General features: G+C 62.1%; 21 protein-coding genes. 12 read left to right on the top strand and 9 right to left on the bottom strand.

Annotated elements, in window-relative coordinates; genetic code table 11:
- Positions 1-67: 67 nt before the first annotated feature.
- A complete protein-coding gene (fghA, locus tag R3C98_RS12840) occupies positions 68-913 on the top strand; it encodes an S-formylglutathione hydrolase (RefSeq protein WP_371314473.1) in 846 nt (281 codons plus the stop codon).
- 138 nt (positions 914-1,051) lie between these two features.
- On the opposite strand, the gene hemN is transcribed toward fghA, so the two are convergent.
- Positions 1,052-2,401: an oxygen-independent coproporphyrinogen III oxidase gene (gene hemN, locus R3C98_RS12835; protein WP_371314472.1), complete on the bottom strand. Its 1,350-nt coding sequence runs from the start codon at positions 2,399-2,401 to the stop codon at positions 1,052-1,054.
- A gap of 119 nt (positions 2,402-2,520) precedes the next feature.
- Between hemN and R3C98_RS12830 the strand changes: the two genes are divergently transcribed.
- Complete coding sequence (locus R3C98_RS12830; RefSeq protein ID WP_371314471.1) at positions 2,521-3,042, top strand: DsrE family protein; 522 nt, start codon at positions 2,521-2,523, stop codon at positions 3,040-3,042.
- Positions 3,043-3,054: 12 nt separating this feature from the next.
- On the opposite strand, the gene R3C98_RS12825 is transcribed toward R3C98_RS12830, so the two are convergent.
- Together R3C98_RS12825 and R3C98_RS12820 are read right to left on the bottom strand one after the other, a co-directional pair.
- Complete coding sequence (locus R3C98_RS12825) at positions 3,055-3,414, bottom strand: RusA family crossover junction endodeoxyribonuclease (RefSeq protein ID WP_371314470.1); 360 nt, start codon at positions 3,412-3,414, stop codon at positions 3,055-3,057.
- Positions 3,414-3,728: a ribosomal protein L7/L12 gene (locus R3C98_RS12820; protein WP_347448975.1), complete on the bottom strand. Its 315-nt coding sequence runs from the start codon at positions 3,726-3,728 to the stop codon at positions 3,414-3,416. The genes R3C98_RS12825 and R3C98_RS12820 overlap by 1 nt, the downstream gene beginning before the upstream one ends.
- A 162-nt stretch (positions 3,729-3,890) precedes the next feature.
- Between R3C98_RS12820 and fumC the strand changes: the two genes are divergently transcribed.
- The 7 genes from fumC (at position 3,891) to R3C98_RS12785 (ending at position 9,339) form a co-directional block, all read left to right on the top strand.
- Positions 3,891-5,285 (top strand): class II fumarate hydratase, encoded by a 1,395-nt coding sequence (fumC, locus tag R3C98_RS12815; RefSeq protein WP_371314469.1) that lies wholly within the window; start codon positions 3,891-3,893, stop codon positions 5,283-5,285.
- 92 nt (positions 5,286-5,377) lie between these two features.
- Positions 5,378-6,187, top strand: a complete 810-nt coding sequence (locus R3C98_RS12810; RefSeq protein ID WP_199285795.1) for an SDR family oxidoreductase — start codon at positions 5,378-5,380, stop codon at positions 6,185-6,187.
- A 116-nt stretch (positions 6,188-6,303) separates the two neighbouring features.
- Entirely contained in the window at positions 6,304-7,944 is a 1,641-nt protein-coding gene (locus tag R3C98_RS12805; RefSeq protein WP_371314468.1) for a SulP family inorganic anion transporter, read from the top strand.
- A gap of 85 nt (positions 7,945-8,029) precedes the next feature.
- Positions 8,030-8,326: a hypothetical protein gene (locus tag R3C98_RS12800; protein WP_035580461.1), complete on the top strand. Its 297-nt coding sequence runs from the start codon at positions 8,030-8,032 to the stop codon at positions 8,324-8,326.
- Between the two features lie 3 nt (positions 8,327-8,329).
- A complete protein-coding gene (locus R3C98_RS12795) occupies positions 8,330-8,920 on the top strand; it encodes a GNAT family N-acetyltransferase (RefSeq protein WP_371314467.1) in 591 nt (196 codons plus the stop codon).
- A gap of 10 nt (positions 8,921-8,930) precedes the next feature.
- Positions 8,931-9,125, top strand: a complete 195-nt coding sequence (locus R3C98_RS12790; protein ID WP_371314466.1) for a DUF4169 family protein — start codon at positions 8,931-8,933, stop codon at positions 9,123-9,125.
- Positions 9,126-9,213: 88 nt separating this feature from the next.
- Complete coding sequence (locus tag R3C98_RS12785; protein WP_371314465.1) at positions 9,214-9,339, top strand: hypothetical protein; 126 nt, start codon at positions 9,214-9,216, stop codon at positions 9,337-9,339.
- Positions 9,340-9,342: 3 nt separating this feature from the next.
- Here the strand turns inward: R3C98_RS12785 and R3C98_RS12780 are convergent, their stop codons facing one another.
- Positions 9,343-10,395 carry a hypothetical protein gene (locus tag R3C98_RS12780; protein ID WP_371314464.1) on the bottom strand — a complete coding sequence of 351 codons (1,053 nt, stop codon included), beginning with the start codon at positions 10,393-10,395 and terminating at the stop codon, positions 9,343-9,345.
- Between the two features lie 160 nt (positions 10,396-10,555).
- Here R3C98_RS12780 and R3C98_RS12775 point away from each other — a divergent pair, with 160 nt between their 5' ends.
- Positions 10,556-11,044, top strand: a complete 489-nt coding sequence (locus R3C98_RS12775) for a DUF3291 domain-containing protein (protein WP_035580467.1) — start codon at positions 10,556-10,558, stop codon at positions 11,042-11,044.
- Between the two features lie 127 nt (positions 11,045-11,171).
- Entirely contained in the window at positions 11,172-12,278 is a 1,107-nt protein-coding gene (locus R3C98_RS12770) for an NADH:flavin oxidoreductase (protein WP_371314463.1), read from the top strand.
- 220 nt (positions 12,279-12,498) lie between these two features.
- Here the strand turns inward: R3C98_RS12770 and R3C98_RS12765 are convergent, their stop codons facing one another.
- The 3 genes from R3C98_RS12765 to R3C98_RS12755 all read right to left on the bottom strand — a co-directional run bounded on the left by R3C98_RS12765 (position 12,499) and on the right by R3C98_RS12755 (position 13,783).
- A complete protein-coding gene (locus R3C98_RS12765; protein WP_371314462.1) occupies positions 12,499-13,005 on the bottom strand; it encodes a cupin domain-containing protein in 507 nt (168 codons plus the stop codon).
- 32 nt (positions 13,006-13,037) lie between these two features.
- Positions 13,038-13,193 (bottom strand): hypothetical protein, encoded by a 156-nt coding sequence (locus R3C98_RS12760; protein ID WP_371314461.1) that lies wholly within the window; start codon positions 13,191-13,193, stop codon positions 13,038-13,040.
- Positions 13,194-13,360: 167 nt separating this feature from the next.
- Positions 13,361-13,783 carry a hypothetical protein gene (locus tag R3C98_RS12755; RefSeq protein ID WP_371314460.1) on the bottom strand — a complete coding sequence of 141 codons (423 nt, stop codon included), beginning with the start codon at positions 13,781-13,783 and terminating at the stop codon, positions 13,361-13,363.
- Between the two features lie 130 nt (positions 13,784-13,913).
- Between R3C98_RS12755 and R3C98_RS12750 the strand changes: the two genes are divergently transcribed.
- Positions 13,914-16,256, top strand: a complete 2,343-nt coding sequence (locus R3C98_RS12750) for an ATP-dependent helicase (protein ID WP_371314488.1) — start codon at positions 13,914-13,916, stop codon at positions 16,254-16,256.
- Positions 16,257-16,420: 164 nt separating this feature from the next.
- Here R3C98_RS12750 and R3C98_RS12745 read toward each other — a convergent pair whose 3' ends face one another.
- Positions 16,421-19,669, bottom strand: a complete 3,249-nt coding sequence (locus R3C98_RS12745; RefSeq protein WP_371314459.1) for an efflux RND transporter permease subunit — start codon at positions 19,667-19,669, stop codon at positions 16,421-16,423.
- A complete protein-coding gene (locus tag R3C98_RS12740; RefSeq protein WP_371314458.1) occupies positions 19,666-20,742 on the bottom strand; it encodes an efflux RND transporter periplasmic adaptor subunit in 1,077 nt (358 codons plus the stop codon). The genes R3C98_RS12745 and R3C98_RS12740 overlap by 4 nt, the downstream gene beginning before the upstream one ends.
- Between the last annotated feature and the right edge of the window lie 105 nt (positions 20,743-20,847).

The raw sequence follows: 20,847 nt of genomic DNA, 5'->3' as shown, positions 1-20,847 counted from the left end.
AGGGCCTCAATCGTGTTGCCCACTCAGCCAGTGTTCCACTCCCAGCCGCAGGATCCCGTAAATTCCCATGACCCAGCTTGCTTCAGTCTCCTCCTGGAAATCCTTCGGCGGAAACCTTTCCGTGTACGATCATGAGTCCGCCGTGCTCGGCTGTACGATGCGGTTTGCCGTCTATACGCCGCCACAGGCCGCCGATGGCCCGGTGCCGGTGGTCTGGTATCTCTCCGGCCTGACCTGTACCTGGGCGAATGTGATGGAAAAGTCCGGCCTGCAGCGCGCGGCAGCTGAACATGGCATCATGGTGATCGCGCCGGATACCAGCCCGCGCGGGGAAGGCGTGCCGGATGATGACGGCTATGACCTCGGGCAGGGGGCAGGCTTCTACCTTACCGCCACACAGGCGCCGTGGGCGAAACACTTCAAGATGGACCAGTACATCACGGATGAGCTGCCGAAGCTGGTCGCGGCGGAGTTTCCGAAAGCCGACATGGAGCGGCAGGGGATTTTCGGCCATTCCATGGGCGGGCATGGAGCGATCATGCTGCACCTGAAAAACCCGGATACCTACAAGACCTGTTCTGCCTTCAGCCCGATCACCAGCCCGGCCCGTGTGCCATGGGGGCAGAAGGCGTTCGAAGCCTATCTCGGCCCGGTCTCTGTGGCGTGGGAGCAGTACGACTCGACCGAACTGGTGAAGGAATGCCAGAGCCGCACCCGCATCCTGGTCGACACCGGCACGGCAGACCCGTTCCTCGAAAAAGAACTGAAGCCGGAAATCTTCATCGACGCCTGTACGGCGAACGGCCAGGCGCTCGATTACCGGATGCGTGAAGGCTATGGCCACGACTATTACTTCATCGCCACCTTCATGGACGATCACATCGCCCATCATGCGAAGGGCCTGAAGGGCTAGGACAGGAAAAGCAGATATCGCAGGCCCCGTCGGGTAACGGGGTCCATGCCTGACCAATTCCCCGGTGCCCTGCATGCACCTGGCCTTGCATGAATGCCTGCGTAGGACTCAGGCACCTGCGAAACTCTTTCCGGCGCGCTACACTGCCTTGGCGTGGCGCGCTTCGGCCGGCTTGTAGCGACCATCAAAACATTGTGCGACTGTGCGCAGGAGAAGGCGAGCCTCCTTCGGCACGCTGACGATGTTGCCGTCGATCCGGCAGAGGCCGGCCGACTGAAGGAAACGGGCGGTTTCCAGCGCATCGTCCAGCGCGCCGGGAGCTGCGCCCATCTCCTTGCACGTCGCGTCCGCATCCACCCAGAGCTGACACATGAGCTTTTCAATCACGCGGGCGCGCAGGCGGTCGTCATCCGTCAGCGCGATGCCGCGTTCGGACGGCAGGTGCTTGCCTTCGACCGCCGCCCGCCAGAGGGGGCGCGCCTTGAGGTTCTGGACATAGCCTTGCCGGAACTGCGAGATCGAGGTCGCGCCGATGCCAACCAGCGTGTCGCAAGGATCATCCGTATAGCCCTGAAAGTTCCGATGGAGCGTGCCATTGCGTGCCGCGCGGGTCAGCGAGTCGCCGGGGGCAGCGAAATGGTCCAGTCCGATGGCATGGAAACCGGCATTCATAAGGGTCGCGGCGCCAGCCTCGGCCTGCTGGAAGCGGGCCTCAAGACCAGGCAGGGCAGCCTCGTCGATGGCGGACTGGTGTTTTGCGAACCATGGCACATGCGCATAGCCGAACAGAGAGACCCGGGCGGCGCCCATGTCAGCAGCGAAATGCGCCGCCTCGACCACGTCTTCCACCGTCTGGTGCGGTAGGCCGTACATCAGGTCCATGTTGATGGCGGTGATGCCGGTGGCGCGCAGGCGCTCGATCCCGTCCACCAGCAATTCCCGCGGCTGGATACGACCGACGGCTTCCTGGACTTTCGGGGACAGGGTCTGCACACCGAAACTGACGCGAGTAACTCCGGCGGCGGCCATCGCGTCGATGAAGTCCGGCGTCAGCGTGCGCGGGTCGATCTCGACGGCGACCTGAAGGTCTGCCCGGCGGCCGAATGCGATGCGGGCATGTTCGACGAGTTGTCCGAAATCCTCGGGTGAAAGTGCATTGGGTGTGCCGCCGCCAAAGTGAAGCTGGGACATGCCGGCATGTGTGCCGAGCGCGTCTGACCAGAGGTCGATCTCTTCGTGCAGGGTTTCCAGATAGGAGGCGATCCTGCCGTAACCGTTCGGTACGCTGGTGGCGCAGCCGCAATAAAAGCAGAGCTTCTCGCAGAAGGGCACATGGATATAGACTGAGATGGGCTCGTCCACGGCCACGGAGGTAGCCCATTCACGGGCCTGTGCCTCTGCCACGTCGGGCGCAAAGTCTGCCGCAGTCGGGTAGCTCGTATAGCGCGGTACGGGGCGCGCCGCGAAGGTCGTCCATGCCTGTTTCATGGATCGGGTCTTAGCAGCCGAACCGAACGCCCGGAGTACGCAGAATCCCTTACGCACAGCGTGCCTCGACGTCGCAGCCCGGCAGGCGTAGGCTCCCACAATCAAGAGGAGAGACTTCCATGATCCGTCGTACCGCTGCCTGCGCTGCTGCCTTGCTTGTTTTCGCCATGCCTGCCCTTGCGGGGATGGATGATTTCCAGGCTGGCACAGTCGTTCCCGATTTTGGCAAGTTCGTTCCCGTCGAAGGCGTGACCCTTCCGGCCGACACGGAATTCAAGGTGATCTTCGATGTTGCGGATGGCGGGCCGGAGGATGGCGTCAATCGCGGCATCGACAGCGCGGCGCGCTTCCTGAACATGAATGCCGATGCCGGTGTTGCGCCTGAGAACATGAAGGTCGTTCTCGTCCTGCATGGCGGGGCCTGGAAGGACCTGCTGACTGATGAGGCACGCGGCAGCGCTAACCCGAATGTGCACCTGATTGCCGAACTGCAGGCGGCAGGCGCGACGTTCGATCTGTGCGGGCAGACCGCTGCGGCGCATGACGTCACGAAGGATATGTTGTTGCCGGGCGTCAATATCGTGCTTTCCGCCATGACGGCGCGCGCCCTGCTTCAGCAGGAAGGCTACACGCTCAACTAAGCGCGACCGGGGCTATTCCATCGCCTCGGCGAGGAGCCAGATACCTTCGCGTTCCGCCTGCTGGCGTTCGACCAGCAGGCGGGCGACTTGGTGGTCATCGTCGAAGACATTGCCGGTGAGGCTGTCGAGCAGGGCCTTGGCCAGATTGTCGAGGTCCATCCAGGGCGGGTCGCCGGTATATTCCATCATGATGTGTACGGAATATTCGCCATAGCCAGGCCGCAGCGGCGGGAAGTCCTTGCGGAAGAATTCCTTCAGTAGCGTCTTGTAGTATTTCGTCTGCGTGGTGAGGCCCGTGCAACGCACTTCCAGCGCGCCATCCTCAGTGATGCGCGCCTGGACCTTGCCGGATTTCACCCAATCGCCGTTCACTACAGCCTCAGGTCGCGTTTGCGTTCGCGCTCCTCGATGGCTTCCTTGGAATCCTTCAGGCCAAGGCCGGTCGCATCGCGCAGCAACTTGATGGCGCGGATTTTCTTGCGGGCGTCGAGCTCGGCATCGATTTCCAGCCATTTGGACATGGTCACACGTTTCAATGCCGCATCGACCTCTGCCGGGGTCGGCGGGGTGGGGGAGAGGCTGTTCTCCTTCTTTCTGCCGCCAGCGGTCGCGCGGCCGAACAGGAACACCACGAACAGGGTGAAAAGGACTTCCGGCTGCAGGATCTTGTCGAGATAGTCTTCCATGCCGGCCTCCCAGTGGTCGCGGGCGATACCTCCCCATAACTGAAGCTGCCAGCAAGCGCGAGGGGCGATCCGGGCCGAATCCTTTGCTGCGGCGGCGGGAACAGTTGATTGCAGCCCGGCTTGGGGCTAGTCCGCTGCCAGCAGATCAAGGAGCTGAGCCCCATGGCCAATACCCGCACCGAAACCGATACGATGGGACCGATCGAGGTCGCCGATGACGTCTACTGGGGCGCCCAGGCCCAGCGCAGCCTCGGAAACTTCAAGATCGGATGGGAGAAACAGCCGGAGCCGGTGATCCGCGCGCTTGGCATCGTCAAGAAGGCCGCCGCGCAGGCGAACATGGAGCTTGGCAAGCTGGACCCGGCGCTCGGCAAGGTGATCGAGCAGGTCGCCGAGGAAGTGATCGAGGGCAAGCTGAACGCCCACTTCCCGCTGGTCGTGTGGCAGACGGGCTCCGGCACCCAGTCCAACATGAACACGAACGAAGTGATCTCGAACCGCGCCATCGAGATCATGGGCGGCGAGAAGGGCTCCAAGAAGCCGGTCCACCCGAACGACCATGTAAACATGTCCCAGTCGTCGAACGACTGCTTCCCGACGGCGATGCATATCGCCGCCGCAGAAGAGACCGTGCACCGCCTGATCCCGGCGCTGAAGCACCTTCACGCTGCGCTGGACGCCAAGGCGAAGGCCTGGACCGACATTATCAAGATTGGCCGCACGCACACGCAGGACGCGACCCCGGTCACGCTCGGTCAGGAATTCTCCGGCTATGCCAAACAGGTCGAGAACGGCATCAAGCGCATTGAGATGACGCTGCCGATGCTGATGGAACTGGCGCAGGGCGGCACGGCCGTCGGCACGGGGCTCGCCTCGCCGGAAGGCTTTGCGGATCTCGTGGCTTCGAAGATTGCAGAGATCACCGGCCTGCCGTTCACCTCGGCTCCGAACAAGTTCGAGGCGCTGGCGGCGCATGATGCACTGGTGATGACGCATGGCGCGATCAATACGGTCGCCATGTCCTGCTTCAAGATCGCCAACGACATCCGCTTCCTCGGCTCCGGACCCCGGTCCGGCCTCGGCGAACTGGCCCTGCCCGAGAACGAGCCGGGCAGCTCGATCATGCCGGGCAAGGTTAACCCGACCCAGTGCGAAGCGCTGACCCAGGTCTGTGCCCACATCCACGGCAACAACGCCGCCATCGGCTTTGCCGGCAGCCAGGGCCATTTCGAGCTGAACGTGTTCAACCCGATGATGTCCTACAACTTCCTGCAGTCCGTGCGCCTACTGGCAGACGCCGCGATCAGCTTCACCGACAATTGTGTCGTCGGCATCGAGCCGCGCCTCGACAATATCGAGAAGGGCCTCAAGAACTCGCTGATGCTGGTCACCCCGCTGAAAGAGAAGTTCGGCTATGACCGCGCCGCGAAGATCGCCAAGACCGCCCACAAGAACGGCACCACGCTGCGCGAGGAAGCCATCGCGGACGGCATCCCGGCCGAAGACTTCGACGCGATCGTGCGCCCGGAGAAAATGATCGGCCCGGATCCGCGCTAAGGCTGTATCCTGTCCGCTCGGACCAGTTTTTACTTGCTGTTGACCGGCCCCTCCTGCACGGAGGGGCCGGTTGTTTTTAGGAGGAGACCCATATGAGCATCGATTTCAGCAATCTCTATTCGGTCAAAGGCAAGACGGTCGTCATCACGGGCGGGTCGCGCGGGATCGGCGAAATGCTGGCTGCCGGGTTCCTGGCCAATGGCGCGAAAGTAATCATCTCGTCCCGCAAGGCAGATGCCTGCGAGGAGACGGTCGAACGCCTGAAAGGCGAGTATGGCGGTGAGATCTATGCGATCCCGTCCGATGTCGGCCAGATGGTCGGTGTCGAGCACCTCGCGAATGAGATCGCGAAGCGCGAAGAGAAAGTCGACGTTCTGATCAACAATGCCGGCGTCGCCTGGGGCGCCTCGCTGGACGATTTTCCGGAACATGGCTGGGACAAGGTGATGGACGTAAATGTGAAGGGCGTCTTCTTCCTGACCCAGAAACTGATGCCGCTGCTGCGCAAGTCGGCCAGCGCTGACAGCCCGGCCCGCGTCATCAACATCGCCTCCATTGACGGGATGCATACCAGCCCGATGAGCGGGTATTGCTATGGCACGTCCAAGGCCGCGGTGATCCACCTGACGCGCTTCATGGGCTCGCAGCTCGCGAAGGAGAACATCCTCGTCAACGGCATCGCGCCGGGGCCGTTCCCGACCTACATGCTGTCAACTGGCGTCGGCTACAAAGGCCAGACCGAAGGCGTGGACTGGGATGCCATCGGCTCGCGCAGCCCGTCGGGCCGCGTCGGCAAGCCGGAAGACATTGCCGGCCTCGCCATGTTCCTGTCGTCGCAGGCGTCGGCCTATATCAACGGCCACACGATCCCGTGTGACGGCGGCATCGTCGCCGCGAGCTGATCGAACACACGTATAAAAGTCAGCCGTTTTGGCCGCGTCCGTGTTGCCCCGCAGCATGAACGCGGCCATAGGGGCGCCAGAAGCCAGCTCCCTCAAACAGAACTGACGATATTCCCGTGGTTAGATCGACTTTTGCAGCGTTCGCCGACCGGCTCGGCGCGCAGGGCCTTTCACAGCCCGATTTCAAGGCCTACACGCCTGCCCAGATCAAGACCGACCTTCTGGCCGGTCTGACCGTGGCGCTGGCCCTTGTGCCGGAGGCGGTGGCCTTTGCCTTTGTGGCCCATGTGCACCCGTTGGTGGGGCTATACGCAGCCTTCATCGTCGGGCTGGTGACAGCGCTGATCGGCGGTCGCCCGGGCATGATTTCCGGCGCGACCGGGGCGCTGGCCGTGGTGATGGTGTCGCTGGTGGCAACCCATGGCGTGGAATACCTGTTCGCGACGGTTGTGCTTATGGGCATCCTTCAGCTGCTGGCGGGCATTTTCCGGCTTGGCAAGTTCATCCGCCTTGTGCCGCATCCGGTGATGCTCGGCTTCGTCAACGGCCTCGCCATCGTGATCTTCCTGGCGCAGCTGACGCAGTTCCAGGTGCCTGGCAGTGCGGAAGAGGCTGCTGGGCATGGCATGGCTGGCGGCGAATGGCTGAGTGGCCTGCCGCTGCTCCTGATGCTGGCCTTGGTGGGGCTCACCATGGCGATCATCTGGGGCCTGCCGAAACTGACCAAAGCGATTCCGGCGCCGCTGGCTGGGATCGGCATTGTGGCAGCCGTCGTCATCGGCTTCGGCCTCGACGTGCCGCGCGTAGGCGACATGGCCTCCATCGAGGGCGGCCTGCCGCAATTCCACATTCCGAGCGTGCCGATGAATGTCGAGACGCTGAAGATCATCCTGCCTTACGCCTTCATCCTCGCCGCCATCGGCCTGATCGAGAGCCTGCTGACGCTGAACCTCGTGGGTGAGATGACGAACAAGCGGGGCGGGGCGAGCCAGGAATGCGTCGCGCAGGGCACGGCGAACCTGATCACTGGCTTCTTCGGCGGAATGGGCGGCTGCGCCATGATCGGCCAGTCGATGATCAATGTGAAATCCGGTGGGCGTACGCGTCTCTCCGGCATCTCTGCGGCCTTGTTCCTGCTGGCCTTCATTCTGGTTGGCTCTAGCCTGATCGAGCAGATCCCGCTCGCGGCGCTGGTGGGCGTCATGTTCATGGTCGTGATCGGTACGTTCGCCTGGAACAGTTTGCGCATCATGACCCGCATCCCGCTGACCGATGCGATCGTCATCGTTCTGGTGACCGGCGTGACGGTCGCCTATGACCTTGCCACGGCGGTGATCGTCGGCGTCATCGTCTCGGCGCTCGCCTATGCCTGGAACAATGCCCGCCGCATCCATGTGATCGAGCGCGACAGCGTGCGCACGCCGGGCGCCCATGTCTATGAGATCGAAGGCCCGCTCTTCTTCGGATCGACCGACAAGTTCGCCGAGCTGTTCCATCCCGAAAGCGATCCGGATGTCGTGATCGTGGACTTCATGCGCTCGCGCGTGGTCGATCAATCGGCCTTGCAGGCGATTGAGGATCTGGCGGCGAAATATGAAGCGCTCGGCAAAACACTGCGCCTGCGCCACCTCTCGCGCGATTGCCACAAGCTGCTGGCCAAGGCCGGGCAGCTGATGGTCGATTCCGACGATGACCCGGACTATGAGCTGGCCGTGGATTACTCCGTCCGCACCGGCGCCTTCGGCGGCGGGCACTGATCTACGCACGTTCCGCAGCTGACGGGGACGGGCGGGAAGGCTATTCTTCCGGCAGAGAATCACTTCTGCCCAGAAAGGCTGACCCATGGCGACCCCTCCCGTAGGCTCGAAATCCAATCCTTCCCAATTCGATGTCCTGGACAAGCTGGGCGAGGATGAGCCCTATTTCGTCATCCGCGCACATGACCCGCTGTCTTCGGCGCTGGTCGAGCTGCATGCCTATATTGGCGCTGGCCAGTCTGGCGCGGCGCACAACAAGCTGGCCGAGATCATGGCGCTGACGGCCGCCAAGCCGCCGCGTCCGGCCTCCAGCCCGAAATACCGCGAAACCTTCGCGATCTCGCTGGCCATGGAACAGTGGCGCGACGCCCACAAGGACTAGGCGATGGACCTGCGGGCCGGTGAATTGTCGGACCGGCACGTCACCCTCGTGTCGTTCGACGTCGCCCGCGATGGCCCCGCCTTGCGGGACATGGCGGAAACGCTCGGCGAGCGGATCGAGACCTGGCCCTACTACAATCCGCCATCGGACTGGATCGGCGCCTGGCTCGCCAATATCGAGGCGCGCACGGCTGACGGCAAACTGATCCCGTTTCGTGTCTCACGGCCTGACGGGACCTTTGCCGGGATCTCCACCTATCTCAGCCCGGATGCCATTTCACGGAATGTCGAAATCGGCATGACGATGTATACGGCGGATACTCAGGGCACGGAGGTGAACCCCGCTACCAAGCGCCTGCTTCTGGCCCATGCCTTTGAGTCCGGCGCCTTGCGCGTGCAGTTCAATGTCGACCAGCGCAATACACGCTCGCAGGCGGCTGTGAAAAAGCTCGGTGGGGTGCATGAGGGCGTTTTGCGCGACAATCGCATCCTGCCGAACGGTGTGTTGCGTTCCACCGTTGTCTTTTCCATTCTGGCCAGTGAGTGGCCGGCGGTAAAAGCAGGGCTGGATGCCCGCCTGGCAGTGTTCGAATAGGGGACAAAGGATGAGCGACCCGGTCAATCTGAACAAGTTCCGCAAGGCCAAAGCCAAAGCCGAAAAGGAACAGAAGGCAAAGGAAAACCGCGCCAAATTCGGCCGCCCGAAAGCCGACAGACAGCTGGATAAGGCCCGAGCCGACAAGCTGTCGAAGCTGACCGAGGGGCATCGCCTGAAAGATGCGCCCGAGGGCGAAGGCTGACCCTGCCAATACAATAAGCAGGCCGCCTCAACCCGGCCCGCACCTTGCAGCGCTCCCGGAAACGCTGTTCCAATCCGGGAGGACCCAAATGGCTGGGATCGCTAAGAAACTCGTCTTCTGTGCCGCATCATTCGGTGCCGGCATCGCATGGGGCCTGATCGCGGAAGCCGCGGAATACCAGGGCTCTCTGTCCTACATGCTCCTCGGCCACTAAGGCTCAGCTGCCGGGCTCTTGTTCGTCTTCTTCTTTCATGGGCCAGTCCGGTTCGTGGGTGACATTGTCCAGGAATGTGTCATCCATCCGGCGGCCTGAGACGCGTTCCAGCGCATCGAAGATCGGGCGGGCCTTCTTGTCTTTCAGCAGGGGAATGCGGCTTGCGAGGTCTGCGGCGCGGGCGTAACGCAGCTGGGCCGTTTCCATGTCGCCGCGCGCCTCAGCGCAGGCGCCCAGATTGTGCAGGACTGCCGGGGCGTCCGGCCATTCCCGCCCGAGCTCATCCCATTGCGCGCACGCGCCCAGCATTTCGCCGCGCTTGGTCGCTTTCACCGCGGCAGCAAAGCGGGGATCGTTCTGCTCCTCCGGGATCAGGCCTTCGGTCATGATTTCGGCGCGAACGGTCGCGTCATAAGGGGCGATGTCCGTCCGGAACCGGCGCACGGCTTCGACCGTGGCATCCGCGATCATGCCATAGGGCGCGTCGCGTGGATCGTAGCTCGAGCGGATCGGATCGCGCCAGACGCCGAGTTCGCGGCCATCATCTTCATATTCGCGGATGTCGACACAGGATTCCTGATTGGCGCCGCCGCCCTGATTGTGGCTGAAAACCACCCGGCCCGTTTCCAGATCCACCAGCCGGGCGGTGACGATCACTTCCACGGTTTCCTCGGTACATTCGGTTTCGACGATGGCGCGGTGTTCGCAGTCGAATGGCGCGTCATATTCGACGCACTTACGGTCACGCTCGAACCGGGTTTCGCCTTCCCAATTCTCGATCTCGACATAGCCTTCATAGATGCCTTGCGGCTGGCCCGGGCCGCCAATGCCGAACCAGTAGCTGCCGTCCAGAACCACATCGTCCAGCATCCGGGCAAATTCTTCCCCGGCGACATTGCCCGCCGGTCCGCGGAACTGGCCGACCTGGACATCGCGATAGGCCGCCGCTTCGGGGAAGGTCGGCACCATGCGGGCGCGATAGTCGTATCCGGGCGTTGTGCAGGCCGCCATCAGGGGCAGGGCGAGCAGCAGGCAGGCAGAGAAGAAACGGCACATGCGGGTGATCCTTGAAATATCTGGCGTATTCCTGCGGCTTCGGACTGAACCTCAGATTAACATTGCAGCAGGGAGGCGAAAAACCCGCTTCCGGCCGGATTTCTGCTGGCAGTGGAAGACGAGCGGGCCAATATCAGCGAGCCCGACACAGGAGACCTGTATGACCCGTCACCTCGCAGAGCTGAATATCGGCCGGCTTCTGGCCCCCACGGACGATCCGCGCGTGGCGGAATTCATGAACGCACTGGACCTGATCAACGGCATGGGCAAGCGCATGCCGGGCTTTGTCTGGATGATGGAAGGATCGGGCGAACCGGGCACCGGCAATACCGAGACCAAGATCGGCGGCGATCCGCAGTTCGTCTCGAACCTGACCGTGTGGGAATCGGTGGAGACGCTGGAGAACTTCGTCTGGAACACGGTGCACCGCCAGTTCTATGAGCGCCGCCAGGAGTGGTTCGAAGTCATGGACAAGATGCACTTCGTCATGTGGTGGATCGAGCCGGGTCACAAGCCGACGCTGGACGAGGCGCTGGAAAAGCTGGATCACCTGAACCGGTTCGGGGATTCGGAAGAGGCGTTTGGCTGGTCCTACCTTAAGGAGGCGCGCCTGTGGCGTTCACGCAGCTGCCGCGGGGACGCAGCCTGAGCGCCAAAGCGTACACTGTTAACATTCGCTCAAGCGACCCTTTACCCCTCCCATCCAGCGCGCTTCTTGACGGAAGCGTCATCCGCCGCCAACTGTCCGGCTGTCCTGCTGAGGAGGCTGTAGCCCAATGACGAGTCCGCTGTTCACCCCGTTCAAACTGAAAAACATGGAACTGCCCAACCGGGTCGTTATGGCGCCCATGACGCGCTCGAAATCCCCGGGCGGTGTGCCGGGCGAAGATGTGGCGGATTATTATGCCCGCCGTGCCGCTTCCGATGTCGGCCTGATCGTCACCGAAGGCACGACAGTGCGCCGGGGCGGGGCCTCCAACGACCCGAACGTCCCGAACATCTACAAGGCCGACGCGCTGGCCGGCTGGAAGAATGTTGTCGAGAAGGTCCATGCCAATCACGGCAAGATCGCGCCGCAGATCTGGCACCAGGGCATGATGCGCAAACCGGGCACCGGACCGGACCCCGATGCGCCGACCGATGGCCCGTCGGGCGTCACCCACACTGGCAAGCAGGTGCTGCCTGAACCGACCAGCGCGGACGTTGATGATATGGTCATGGCCTTTGCCGAGGCGGCCGCGGATGCGCAGAAAGTTGGCTTCGACTGTATCGAGCTGCACGGCGCGCATGGCTACCTGATCGATGAATTCTTCTGGGATGTGATGAACAGGCGCTCCGACCGGTATGGTGGCTCGCTGCCGGAACGCGCGACCTTTGCCGGCGACATCATCCGCGAAGTGCGAAAGAAGGTTGGTCCGGACATGGCGATCATTCTGCGTTATTCGCAGTGGAAACAGCAGGAATACACCGCGCGCCTCGCCACCACGCCGCAGGCGCTGGAAGAGTTCCTGAAAGTCTTCGTCGATGCCGGCGTCGATTGCCTGCACGTTTCCCAACGCCGCTATTGGGAGCCGGAATTCCCGGAAATCGACGGCGAGAATGGCCTGAATGGCGCCGGCTGGGCCAAGAAACTGACCGGCCTGCCGACCATCACCGTTGGTTCCGTAGGCCTTTCGGGTGACTTCATCGGTGCGTTCCAGGGGCAGGGCTCCGGCCAGCGCTCTCTGGAAGATCTGGAAGAACGCCTGTCGCGCGGGGAGTTTGACCTCGTCGCGGTTGGCCGGGCCCTGCTGCAGGACCCGCATTGGGTGACCAAGGTCAAGGACGGCCGGACCGGCGAAATCAGCGACTATGATGCCGCTGCGCTGGCGACGCTCTACTAAAGGGGGAATAAGTACTTGCCGAATGAGGGAAAATGTGGCTTTCTTGCCGGTGCAGCAAACAGTTGCTTCGGGCTTTGGATACCCCACCTCAGGGACATGATTGCAGGCTGAAGCATTGCCTCCCTCAGGACGCTTACACACCGGCGTTCCCAATCTGGCTCCGCGATTGCGCAATCTCACTCTCTTGCGCGGTGGCGGGGCCTTTTTTTTGGAAGAGAGCCTAGTCGGCGGAGGTTTCCCCCTCCCAATAGTCGACTTCGCTTTCCTGTCTTCCGACATAACGGAACATCCGTTCGCGCTTGCCGGGCAGGCGGGTCGTCGCGAGGAACTTGCCACTGTCCGGATACTCGCAGATCTCCGTATCTGACTTGCTGGAAATGGCGACGTATTTCAGCGGAATGCTGCCTGTGTTCGTCAGCTTGTGGGCATGGGCGGGGCCGCCTCGTGGGGCGCCGAGCACATCGCCTGCCTGCACACCATAGCTGTCCGCCCCGAAGCGATAGGTATCTTCGCCTTCCAGTATGACGAACATCTCGTCCTCGGCGTGGTGGTTATGGAAAGGGCAGGCGGACTTGCCCGGCGGCACGATGCAGAGCGCCGCGCCGATTTGCGTGAGGCCCACGCGATCCGAAATATCGGCGTCGAGTGAACGGTAATGCTCGCCCTGTTCGAAAGGCTCCAGCGGCAGCTCATCCAGCCGCGCGATAGGGTTTAGTTTTTTGGTCATAGCGTTGCTATGCCTCCATGAGAGTCAGCAGATCAATGGGGCAGGGGTTTTATCGTGACGATGTTGTCCGGGCCGGATAAGTAAGCCTCGTAATCCTGCAGAAGGGCCTCATCTTCTGCACTCGGGTCGGGTTTGGCCCGGAGGCTTGCGGCGCGCTCTTCCATCCATGCCCTGGCTTTGTCCGCCACTTCAGGATCTCCGCCTGCGCAAGCAAGGGCGGATCTGTCATCGATGACCACACATATATTTTCCTTAGGGTGCCCAGCCTGTTTGCCCGCGCCATTCGTGGCTGCCGCCCACGCAAGCTGTGGCATGAAGGCAAGGGCAACTAGAGAGACCTGTAGGTGGCGCGACATCATTGGCTTACCAGTGTTACGGAGGCGATGAGTGAGGCAGCATGCGGGCCGTCTATCGCGACCCTGAGGCTGTCGTGTGCAAATACCGGATCGGTTTGGAGGTCAATCTGCCCGGCTTGTGCAAACACACAGTCAAAGCGCTCCAGTTTGATGTGTTTGACTTGAGGATGAGTGGCGCCAACTGATTGCTGCGGTGAAAGAACCACTTCAATTGTTGTCTGTCCCGCTTCTGCGGATGTTGTGTTGCAGATCCTGAAGACAGGAAATGTGTCTGCGGCACCTTCATGGGAGCTGGAAAATACAGTGGCCGTTTCTCCATACCGGAGGAGGAATTCTTCGGTCAGGGGTGTGTCGCACCAAGCTATCCCGGGAATGAGCTGGGACGACAATCCAAGTAACAGCGAACAGATGATGAGCTTCACCCTTAAGCGCCTCCGTTTTAATCAAAGGGAGTAAGCCATAAGCTCACATCCGCTGCAACCGGCGGTCCGATTGGCGGTGCGGTATTCCAGCCTGCCTGAAGCCCTGCCCATCGCGCCAATCCCTTGCTATATGTTCCTGATGAGTTCCAATCCGAATCGTCTCTCGATCAGTCAGATGGCTGCGCCGCGCCCACCGGCCGCGCAGGGCGATGCCTCGTATCTGAATGGCCTGAATCCCGAACAGCGCGACGCCGTGATGACTACGGAGGGCCCGCTGCTGGTGCTTGCCGGTGCCGGCACGGGCAAGACCCGCGTGCTGACGGCTCGGCTTGCGCACATCATCGGCTCGCGCCTTGCCTGGCCGTCGCAGACCCTGACGGTGACTTTTACCAACAAGGCCGCGCGGGAGATGCGCGAGCGGGCGCTGCGCCTGATCGGCGATGCAGGGGAGGGGCTGCGCTGGCTCGGCACGTTCCACTCGATCAGCGCGCAGATCCTGCGCCAGCATGCCGAACTTGTGGGGCTGAAATCCTCCTTCACCATTCTTGATACGGACGACCAGGTGCGCCTGTGCAAGCAGATCATCGTGGCCGAGGACATCGACCCGAAGCGCTGGACGCCGCGCTTCCTGGCTGGCCTGATCGATGGCTGGAAGAACCGCGCCCTGACGCCGGACCGGGTGCCCGCCGACGAGGCCTTCCAGTTTGCCGATGGCAAGGGCATCAAATGCTATGAAATCTATCAGGCGCGCCTGAAAGTTCTGAATGCCTGCGATTTCGGTGACCTGCTGATCCACAACATCACGATCTTCCAGCAGAACCCGGACCTGCTGAAGGATTTCCAGTCGAAATTCCGTTACATCCTGGTGGACGAGTATCAGGATACGAACGTGGCGCAGTATCTCTGGCTGCGCCTGCTGGCGCAGGGTTCGCAGAACATCTGCTGCGTGGGAGATGACGACCAGTCCATCTATGGCTGGCGCGGGGCGGAAGTGGACAACATCCTGCGCTTCGAGAAGGACTTCCCTGGCGCGAAAGTGATCCGGCTGGAGCGGAATTATCGCTCTACCAAACACATCCTCGCGGCGGCCTCATCCGTCATCGCACACAATCGCGGCCGCCTCGGCAAGACGCTTTATGTCGGCGATGACAATGCGGTTGAGAATATCGACGCCGCCAAGGTAAAAGTGCGCGGCCTCTGGGATGGTGAGGCCGAGAGCCGTCTGATCGCGGACGATATTGAAAGCTGGGTGCGTGGCGGCGGCAAGCATGAGGATTGCGCCGTGCTGGTACGCGCCTCCTGGCAGATGCGGGCCTTCGAGGAACGTTTCATCCTGCTGGGCATTCCGTACCGTGTGATCGGTGGCCCGCGCTTCTTTGAGCGCGCCGAGATTCGCGATGCGATGGCCTATCTGCGCCTGATCCGCTCACCGGACGACGATCTTGCTTTCGAGCGCGTCGTGAACCAGCCGAAGCGCGGGGTCGGCAACACGACGCTGGCGAAACTGCAAGCTTATGCGCGGGCCGACGGGCGCAGCCTGTTTGTGCTGACGCCCATGGTCCTGCAGACCGATGAAGTGAAAGGCGCGGCCAAGCGCGGCCTCACCCAGTTTATCGACCAGATCAATATGTGGCGGGACCGGCTGAACAATGGCATGCCGCATACGGAGCTGGCGGAGGTGATCCTCGAAGAGTCCGGCTATACCGACATGCTGCAGAAGGACCGCAGCCCGCAGGCGCAGACACGGCTCGACAACCTCAAGGAACTGGTCCGCGCGATGGGCGAATTCGACTCGTTGGCGGGCTTTCTGGAGCATGTGGAACTGGTCATGGATGCGTCCACAGGCGGGGCAGATGAGGATCAGGTGCAGATCCTCACCCTGCACGCCGCCAAGGGCCTCGAATGGCCGGTTGTCTTCCTGCCAGGCTGGGAGGAGGAAGTTTTTCCCTCCCGCCGCAGCCTTGATGAGAGCGGCCTGAAAGGCCTCGAGGAAGAGCGGCGCCTCGCCTATGTCGGCATCACCCGGGCGCGGGAACTGGCTTACATCTCCTTCGTCGCCAACCGGCAGATATATGGCCGCTGGCAGAGCGTCATGCCGTCCCGCTTTGTCGACGAACTGCCGCACGAGAATGTCGAGGTGATTTCGGAAACCGGTTATTCCGGCATGCCGGGCGGGGAGGATGCCTTCAGCGGCTCTATCGAAGACCTTGGTGAACGCAGCGACTATTCCAGCCCCGGCTGGAAACGGCTGAAGGAAAACGCTGGCAAGTACCCAACGACGGGCGCCCCGCGCGATGCGTCGAACCTCACCGCGACGAGCGGCGGGCCGGAAGCGTTCCGCAAAGGCCAGCGCGTCTTCCACGACAAGTTCGGCTATGGCCGCGTCGCCTTCAGCGAGGGTAACAAGCTGACCGTCGATTTCGAGAAGTCCGGCCGCAAGAAAGTCATCGCGACCTTCGTCTCTCAAGCCTGAACCGGGAATAGGAGGGCAGCGCCGGGCGGCCTGTCAGGGGAGGACCAGGCGGGGCGTCAGGGAGGGAACGCGAAGGCCCCGGCGCTGCAAGGTCCTGTGTGACACGCCAGCGCCGAACGCATACCGAATGGCGCGTTCATCTTCCGCTCAGCTTGTGAAGTGGCCTATTCCGCCGCTGGCAGGGCGCTGTCTGACTTATCGTCCTCGGCCTTGTCATTGGCCGGTTCGCCATTTTGCAGGAGACGGACTTCGTCTGCTGGGCGCTGGCCGCGAATGCGAGCCGAAATCCGGCGGATCATTTTGCCCGTCCGGTGTGGCACCAGAAGCCAGACCGGCGTGACCAGCAGGATCATGATCGTTGAGAAGGCGAGGCCGAAGACAACCGCTGTGGCCAGCTGCACCCACCACTCGGCTTCCGAGCCGCCGAAATTGATGGCGCCTTCACCGAAATTCACGCTCATCTCGAACACCATCGGCAGCAGGCCGCAAATCGTCGTGCCGGTGGTCAGAAGGATAGGGCGGATCCGCTGGGCCGCCGTCGCAATGGAGGCTTCTTCTGGTGTCCGGCCATCCTTGCGAAGCCGGTTGTAGGTGTCGATGAGAACGATATTGTTGTTCACCACGATCCCGGCGAGGGCAACGATCCCGGTACCGATCATCAGGATCGACATATAGGGCAGCACCAGCTGGATGCCGACCAGAACGCCGGATGTGGAAATGATGACCGCCGACAGCGTGAGGATGACCTGCCAGAAATTGTTGAACTCCCATAGGAGGATCACGGCCATCATGAACAGGGCAGCCATGGCGGCGCCGCTGAAGAAGGCATTGGCTTCCTTTGTGTCCTCGTCTGCACCTTCGAAGCGCACTTCCACGTCGGAGCTGAAACCGGCCTGAGCGATCCAGTTGCGAACATCTTCAACGATGGCAGCGCCGGCGCCCTGTTCCCTGGCGTTGCCGCGCACATAGTAGACGCGCTTGCCGTCCAGGCGTTCGATCTGGCTGACGCGTGGTGCCGGAATGCGGTCCACAAACAGGTTCAGCGGAACATTGCCGTTCGGGGTGGCGACACGCAGCGTGTCGATGGCGGAGGCACTGCGATCATCTTTCGGGAAACGGACCCGAATGTCGACTTCATCATCGGCATCGTCCGGACGGTAGCGGCCGACCAGAATACCGTTCGTCACAAGCTGCACCGCTGCACCGATCTGGGCGACATCGAGGCCGTATTTGCCAGCTTCCGCGCGGTCGACCTGAAGGCGGTATTCGATGCCGGGCAGGGGCCGTGTGTCGTCAATCTCGCGCAGGTCGCCGCGCTCATCGATATAGGCGCGAAGACGGGCGGTGGCATCGTCCAGCTCTGCCTGATTGTCGGAGAGGAGCGCGATCTGCAGGTCCTTGCCGGCCGGCGGGCCCTGTTCGCGCGCCTGGATCTGGAATTTCAGTCCCGGCACCTGCAGCAAGCGGGCGCGCACGGCTTCCAGTGTCTTGCGTCCGTCATGGGTGCCGTCGGCGGTGGCGAGATCGAGCAGCAGGCGCCCGATTGTATCCAGCGGCTGGTCGTTTGCGCCATCGAAGCTGACGCCGCCACTACCGCCGGAAGACCCCGAACGTGACGAAATGGATTCGACCCCGTCAATGTCTGCGACGGCCCGTTCGGCGCGCTGCACAAGTTCTTTCTCTTCTTCCGCGGAGAGCGCACCCTGCGCCTGAACGAAGACGAAAGCCTGTTCCGGCTCGATGTCGAGGAAGAATTCAGACCGGTGGCCGGACGAGCCGAACCACATGAAGATCAGGATCACCGAACCGATGGCGACGCCCGACACCATCCACGGACGGGCGATCAGCGACTTGACCAGCCGCACATAGGTGCCGAGCCAGCCAGTGGCCTGTTCCGGGTCAGCGTCAGCGGCAAGGGCAGCAAGGTCAGCGTCGGTACCTTCCGGGCGTGCGCCCATCACGGAGCCAAGCACCGGCAGGAAGATCAGCGCCATGACCAGTGACGCCGTCAGAACGCAGATCAGCGTGAGCGGCAGGTAGGCCATGAACTTGCCGGGCATGGAGTTCCAGAACAGGAACGGCACGAAAGCCGCCAGCGTCGTCAGCGTGGAGGAGACGACCGGCCAGAACATGCGCTTGCCCGCCATGGCGTAGGCGTCCTTGCGCTCCAGGCCTTCAGCCATCTTGCGGTCGGCATATTCGGTGACGACGATGGCGCCGTCGACAAGAATACCGACGGCGATGACCATGCCGAACATGACCATCATGTTGATCGTGAAACCGAACGTGCCGAGCAGCAGGAAGGCCATCACGAAAGAGGCCGGGATCGAGATGCCGACCAGAAGGGCAGAGCGCCAGCCGAGCGCGGCGACGACAATAATCATCACCAGCAGCACCGCTGTCACGATCGAACTTTGCAGCTGGCCCAGCTGGTTGCCGATCTGTTCGGACGTATCCGATGTGATTGTTGCCCGCACGGTTGCGGGCCAGGACTTCTGTTCCTCGGCGATCGTGTCGCGGACGAAATTCGCCGTATCCAGAACGTTCGCGCCGGAGCGTTTGACCACTTCAATCAGCATGGCCGGTTTGCCGTTGAAGGTCGCATAGCCCGTTGCGTCCTTGTAGGTACGGCGGATTTCAGCGACGTCCTGCAGCGTGACGACGGCATTTTCCGTGCGCTTGATCGGCAGGTTCAGCGCGTCTTCGGCGGTGCGGATCAGGCCCGGCACCTTGACGGCGAAGCTGCCGTCGCCCGTGTCGATTTCACCAGCCGGAACCAGCTGATTGTTCGACGAAACAATGTTGTAAATCTCCTGATAGGAGATGTTGTAGGTCTCGAGCATTGCCGGATCGATGACGATCTCCAGCACATCCTCGCGCTGGCCCTGGATCCGCGCTTCGAGGATGCCGGCATTGCGCTCCAGCTTGTCCTGCAGCTTTTCGGCAATGTCGTTCAGGCCGCGCACCGGCGCCTCGCCGTAGAGGTTCACCACCATCACGGGGAACTGCGAGGCGTTGAATTCCTGAATGACCGGCTCGCGCGCATCCTGCGGGAAGAAGCGTTTTGCGAGGTCGACCTTGTCTTTGACGTCCAGCACGGCCTGGTCGACATCGACATCAATCTCGAATTCCAGCAGCAACGTGCCGGCACCTTCGGAGCCGTACCCATTGAAGGTCTTCAGGCCTTCGATGGACTGGATTTCCTGCTCGATCGGGCGCACCAGAAGCCGCTCGGCATCCTCCGGCGTCACACCGGCCAGCGGCACGGTAATGACCACGAACGGGATCGGAATGTCCGGGTCCGCTTCTTTCGGCAGTTTCACATAGGTGACGGTGCCTGCGATGACCGCGCAGATCAGGATGGCGAGCACCATGCGTGCCCGGCCGATGGCGCCGTCAACGATGCTCGTCATGGCTGGGCCCCGCCGGCGGGTACAGGTTTCACACTTGCGCCTTCAGACAGATAATCCTGTCCAAGTGAAATGATGCTGGTCCGCTCCGGCAGGCCGGTGACCCAGGTGCCATTCGGTGTCTCGTCGATCACATTGACGGGGGCAAAGCGAACGGTGTCGGTGTCATCGACATAGCGCACGCCCAGTTGGCCGGCATCGGAGAGGGTAAGCAGGCCGGCCGAAATCTTCGTGGCCTGAACATCGCCGACCGGGAGGACCAGCTGGGACGTCACACCTGCCGCCACGATCTCATCGCCCGTGTCGAGTTTGGCTTCGACGAGGAAGGTCCGCGTCGTGTCGGAGGCAGTCCGCGCGACATAGCGCAGCGTAGCCGGGAAGCGGCGGCCATCGGCCAGAAGGGTTTCACCGGTCATGCCGGTTTTCAGTTTGCCCGCTTCGGCTTCGGAAACCTGCACCGAGACGATAACCGGATCCATGTCCACCAGGACGCCGCAGGCCTGACCGGGGGACAGGAAGTCACCGGCCTCGGCAAGGCGTGTTTCGAAAATGCCATCGAACGGCGCGCGGATCTGAGTTTTGCCAAGTTCCACTTTCGCTGCGTTCACCGCGGCTTCGGCAGCATCGAGCTGGGCTTTCGCGGCGGTTGCCTGATTGACCGGGCCGAGACCTTTTTCGGCAAGGCTGGCGGCGGCTTCGTAGCTCACTTCAGCCGAAGCGCGCTGGGCTTCAGCCTCTTTGACACGGGCGGAGCGGGCTTCCACATCGAGGCCGCAAAGCAGGGTGCCGGCCTTGACGAAGCTGCCTTCCTTGGCGGGCGTCGACACGACCGTGCCGGTCGTTCCGGCTTTTACCGTGACGCTCTTGTCCGGTTCGGTCCGGCCCTTGGCGGTGATCTGCATCAGGTGCGGCTCAGCATTGAGGACCTGGATCACGGCAGACGGTATATCATCCGTGCGTTCCGCCACGGCTTCTTCCTTGTGCGAGGAAATGCTTCCACGCATCACGCTGCGCAGCCCGAAATAGGCGACAATGACAACGAGGATCGTTGCGGCGATGATAGTCGAACGGTTCACGTCAGGATGTCCTTCCCGCGGACGAATAGCAGATATAGGGCGGCAGGTCGCATGAAGAACCGCCGCGCGCAAATTTCCTTAACACCCCCCATCTTGCCATACGGC

This window comes from Hyphomonas sp., from assembly GCF_041398465.1.
Classification (GTDB): Bacteria; Pseudomonadota; Alphaproteobacteria; order Caulobacterales; family Hyphomonadaceae; genus Hyphomonas.
The sequence above is the reverse complement of the archived record's forward strand: the minus strand, read 5'-3'. Positions and strand labels throughout refer to the sequence as shown.

Bases quoted from the DNA above. Each gene is read 5' to 3' on its own strand.
- fghA (WP_371314473.1), top strand. From the start codon at position 68: ATGACCCAGCTTGCTTCAGTCTCCTCCTGGAAATCCTTCGGCGGAAAC.
- hemN (WP_371314472.1), bottom strand. From the start codon at position 2,401: ATGAAACAGGCATGGACGACCTTCGCGGCGCGCCCCGTACCGCGCTAT.
- R3C98_RS12830 (WP_371314471.1), top strand. From the start codon at position 2,521: ATGATCCGTCGTACCGCTGCCTGCGCTGCTGCCTTGCTTGTTTTCGCC.
- R3C98_RS12820 (WP_347448975.1), bottom strand. From the start codon at position 3,728: ATGGAAGACTATCTCGACAAGATCCTGCAGCCGGAAGTCCTTTTCACC.
- fumC (WP_371314469.1), top strand. From the start codon at position 3,891: ATGGCCAATACCCGCACCGAAACCGATACGATGGGACCGATCGAGGTC.
- R3C98_RS12810 (WP_199285795.1), top strand. From the start codon at position 5,378: ATGAGCATCGATTTCAGCAATCTCTATTCGGTCAAAGGCAAGACGGTC.
- R3C98_RS12800 (WP_035580461.1), top strand. From the start codon at position 8,030: ATGGCGACCCCTCCCGTAGGCTCGAAATCCAATCCTTCCCAATTCGAT.
- R3C98_RS12795 (WP_371314467.1), top strand. From the start codon at position 8,330: ATGGACCTGCGGGCCGGTGAATTGTCGGACCGGCACGTCACCCTCGTG.
- R3C98_RS12790 (WP_371314466.1), top strand. From the start codon at position 8,931: ATGAGCGACCCGGTCAATCTGAACAAGTTCCGCAAGGCCAAAGCCAAA.
- R3C98_RS12785 (WP_371314465.1), top strand. From the start codon at position 9,214: ATGGCTGGGATCGCTAAGAAACTCGTCTTCTGTGCCGCATCATTCGGT.
- R3C98_RS12780 (WP_371314464.1), bottom strand. From the start codon at position 10,395: ATGTGCCGTTTCTTCTCTGCCTGCCTGCTGCTCGCCCTGCCCCTGATG.
- R3C98_RS12775 (WP_035580467.1), top strand. From the start codon at position 10,556: ATGACCCGTCACCTCGCAGAGCTGAATATCGGCCGGCTTCTGGCCCCC.
- R3C98_RS12770 (WP_371314463.1), top strand. From the start codon at position 11,172: ATGACGAGTCCGCTGTTCACCCCGTTCAAACTGAAAAACATGGAACTG.
- R3C98_RS12765 (WP_371314462.1), bottom strand. From the start codon at position 13,005: ATGACCAAAAAACTAAACCCTATCGCGCGGCTGGATGAGCTGCCGCTG.
- R3C98_RS12750 (WP_371314488.1), top strand. From the start codon at position 13,914: ATGTTCCTGATGAGTTCCAATCCGAATCGTCTCTCGATCAGTCAGATG.
- R3C98_RS12745 (WP_371314459.1), bottom strand. From the start codon at position 19,669: ATGACGAGCATCGTTGACGGCGCCATCGGCCGGGCACGCATGGTGCTC.